Source organism: Mycolicibacterium austroafricanum (genome assembly GCF_902705885.1).
Taxonomy (GTDB): Bacteria; Actinomycetota; Actinomycetes; order Mycobacteriales; family Mycobacteriaceae; genus Mycobacterium; species Mycobacterium vanbaalenii_A.
This window is the reverse complement of sequence record NZ_CACSIP010000069.1, coordinates 1-3,329: the sequence shown is the minus strand read 5'-3', so window position 1 is coordinate 3,329 and position 3,329 is coordinate 1. Positions and strand designations below refer to the sequence as shown.

The 3,329-nt window shown below is 61.2% G+C and carries 3 protein-coding genes and 1 pseudogene; 3 read left to right on the top strand and 1 reads right to left on the bottom strand.

What is annotated here, in order from left to right; translation table 11 throughout:
* Positions 1-81 precede the first annotated feature (81 nt).
* The 3 genes and pseudogenes from BEMPMBAN_RS30890 to BEMPMBAN_RS30885 all read left to right on the top strand — a co-directional run bounded on the left by BEMPMBAN_RS30890 (position 82) and on the right by BEMPMBAN_RS30885 (position 2,984).
* Positions 82-1,220, top strand: a protein-coding gene (locus tag BEMPMBAN_RS30890) for an IS3 family transposase (protein ID WP_109772112.1) whose coding sequence is annotated in 2 segments (ribosomal slippage) — positions 82-352 and positions 352-1,220 — 1,140 coding nt in all. Because the reading frame shifts where the segments join, the coding sequence is not laid out codon by codon here.
* 29 nt (positions 1,221-1,249) lie between these two features.
* Positions 1,250-1,774 (top strand): annotated as a pseudogene (locus BEMPMBAN_RS32860) (tyrosine-protein kinase family protein); the annotation flags it as partial.
* Positions 1,775-2,315: 541 nt separating this feature from the next.
* Positions 2,316-2,984 carry a class I SAM-dependent methyltransferase gene (locus tag BEMPMBAN_RS30885; protein WP_234897787.1) on the top strand — a complete coding sequence of 223 codons (669 nt, stop codon included), beginning with the start codon at positions 2,316-2,318 and terminating at the stop codon, positions 2,982-2,984.
* A 230-nt stretch (positions 2,985-3,214) separates the two neighbouring features.
* On the opposite strand, the gene BEMPMBAN_RS30880 is transcribed toward BEMPMBAN_RS30885, so the two are convergent.
* The coding region (locus BEMPMBAN_RS30880) for an integrase core domain-containing protein (RefSeq protein WP_159235282.1) at positions 3,215-3,329 on the bottom strand (115 nt) is incomplete at its 5' end.

Genomic DNA, 3,329 nt, shown 5'->3' with positions numbered 1-3,329 from the left:
GTGAGGTGAGCCCGTCGTAGTGGTCCAGTTGTTGTGCGACTCTGTTGCCCAGGTGTTTGGGCAGGAAGAATCGACGACGACATGGCTACGAACAAACGCCGGCGGCATACGCCGGATCAGATCATCCGCAAGCTGGCCGAGGGCAATAAGCTCCTCGGAACCGGCCAGGAGCTGGCCGAGGTGTGCCGACACCTGGAGATCACTGAGTCGACGTGGCATCGCTGGGTGGCCCAGTACGGCGGCATGAAGGCCAACGACGCCAAGCGCCTCAAGGAACTCGAAGCCGAGAATGCCCGGCTCAAGAAGCTGGTCGCCAACCAGGCCCTCGACATCGACATGCTCAAGGAGATCTCGTCGGGAAACTTCTGACCCCGAACCGCAAGCGCAGCGCCGTTACAGCGCTCCGTGAGCGGTTCGGGGTCTCTGAGCGACGTGCCTGCTCGGTCGTCGGTATCCACCGCTCGACGATGCGCCTGACGCCTGCGCCGATGACCACCGAGGAAGCCGAGCTACGGGCTTGGCTGCGCCGGTTCTCGGTTGACCGGCCGCGCTGGGGGTGGCGGCGGGCGGCGAAGATGGCCCGTCGGGCCGGCTGGAAGGCCAACAACAAACGCATCCGCCGACTGTGGCGCGAGGAGGGCCTGAGGGTCCCGCAGCGCCGTCGCAAGAAGCGGCTGACCGGTATCGGTGCGGCGGTCGGTGCGATGTCACCGATTCGTCCAAACGTGATCTGGGCGATGGACTTTCAGTTCGACACCACCGCTGATGGCCGCACCATCAAGATGTTGAACGTCATCGACGAGTTCACCCGCGAAGCCCTCGCGATCGACGTGCACCGTTCCATCGACGCCGACGGTGTTGTCGATGTTCTGGATCGCCTGGCCCTCACGAACGGCGCGCCGCACTATGTGCGCTTCGACAACGGTCCCGAATTTGTGGCGTACGCCGTGGCCGATTGGTGCCGATTCAACAGTGCCGGTTCACTTTTCATCGATCCCGGCTCGCCGTGGCAGAACGCTTGGATCGAATCGTTCAACGGCCGCTTGCGTGATGAACTGCTCAACGCGTGGCGCTTCGACTCGCTACTGGAAGCCCGGGTGATCATCGAAGACTGGCGCCGCGACTACAACGCGAACCGGCCCCACTCGGCCCACGGCGACCTCACACCAGCCGAGTTCGCTCTACAGTGGACCACGACCCATCAACCCCAAGTCGCATAGCGGCTGGACCACCAAACGGGCCCCCCTCACCAGGACTAACTGTCCTTACATCGGGGGCCATTCCGCCAAATCCGAGCGAGCTCCTCGGGTCAATGTCGGCCAAAAGGTTGCTCGCCGAACTACGTTCACAGTTTGACTATGTCATTGTCGATTCGACACCTCTACTTGCCGTGACAGATGCAGCGATTCTGGCGGCTGGCGCTGACGGTGTACTGATCATGGTGCGGTTCGGGCAGACGAAGCGCGAGCAGCTGACCCACGCTGTGGGTAGCCTCGACAGCGTTGGGGCCCCGCTTCTTGGTGCTGTTTTCACAATGGTGCCGGCACGCGGGGGATCCCCGTACACCTACAGCTACGGGTACTACGCCGCCGACGCTGATAGTTCGCTGCAGCCTTCGAAGCGCGGTACTACTGGCACGGTGGCCGCGCGCCATCGGCCACTAGACGGTCAGGAGGTAGCCAGTCCGGGCTCCGACCGCGATGGTGCGACTTCCAGCAAAGATGTCGCGCAGCCCCTCACCGGCCGAAGGCAGAGGCGTGAGGCGCCTGGGTGAGCAGTCACCGCCAAAGGCCGGAACCCTTGTGTCCGCCGCCCGCAACGAGTTGCGGATGTGTTTGCGCCGAGATTTGTCAAGACAGGCGGCACGCGTGGTCGGAGTTATCGAAGTGGCCAGCCCGCCTGGACGGGGAGCCGGCCACCACTGGCGCATGGAGTACTGGTGCCAGGTGCCGGGCGGTGTGACAACTGGGCGACGCTCGCCAGCGGCACTTCGCACAGGCGAGATATGTCGGCAGCTAATCTGATGTCACTCCGCGCATGGGGGTCGTTGCATCATGCAAACACGCGTAAGAGCTATTCGGGAATCGGCGAGACTGATGGCAGGCCGATGAAGCTTGACATGCTCTCAGAATTTGACCGTACGGTGGGTTGAAAACGCAGCATCGACAAAACCGTGCACCCACCCACTAGTGTGCGATGCATCGCGAATTTGAAGGGGGTCGAACTTGAGGAGATCTTTAGGAGGTCTGGCGCTCAGGCGTCGCTTCTACCCGGAGTCAAATATCGGCGGCTTTAGTCGTGATGACCCTGGCATCGTGCTCTTTTCACAGCTAGACGGCATACTTAACGCCGAAGACCGTGTTCTGGATTTCGGGGCAGGGAGAGGTGAACAGATCCTCGACAACGAGGTTGAGTATCGTCGTCGTCTCTTCGACTTACGAGGCAGATGTGCGCATGTTGAAGGCTGCGATGTCGACGAAGCGGTCCTATCCAACCCGTTCTTGGACCACGCTGAGGTGATCGAAGTGGGGAACGCTCTGCCGTACCCCGACAACTCGTTTGACATCATATATTCACGATTTGTCTTCGAGCACGTTGAACATCCGACAGATGTAGCTCGCGAACTACTTCGAGTGGTCAAACCGGGTGGCGTCGTCGCTGCACTCACGCCGAACAAGCTCGGCTATATCGCGATCGCCGGAGGGCTGGTGCCGAATCGCCTGCATGTAGGCGCGCTAAACTATATCCAGCCTCGCCGGAAGGCTGTCGACGTATTTCCGACTATGTACCGGTTGAATACCAAGAAGGCGCTTCGCCGCGCGTTTGGGCACCAAGCAGATATCTTCGTCGTTCGTCTGTCCGGCGAACCTGCGTATCATTTTGGCAGCCCGGTCCTTTATCGGCTGTTCAAGTGGTTACACAAGTGTCTGCCAGAGCAATTTCAACCCCTACTTGTGGTTTTTGTTCGGAAGCATGAAGTCTAGCCGCGGGATGCTGCGGACACGGCCGGGTCGCCACGCCCGCCACTGCTGGTGAACGTACTCATCAACGCTAGGTACTGACTCGGTACTTGCGACGGGACTGGCTGGCATCCAGCGGCGCACATGGTTGAGCTTGGCCCCCACTTGAATGTCTACGACTACACGGCGCCTTCAGAAATCAGGTGGGCGAGCATACCGGCCAGCTGAGGGGGGCCCGTTTGGTGGTCCAGCCGCTATGCGACTTGGGGTTGATGGGTCGTGGTCCACTGTAGAGCGAACTCGGCTGGTGTGAGGTCGCCGTGGGCCGAGTGGGGCCGGTTCGCGTTGTAGTCGCGGCGCCAGTCTTCG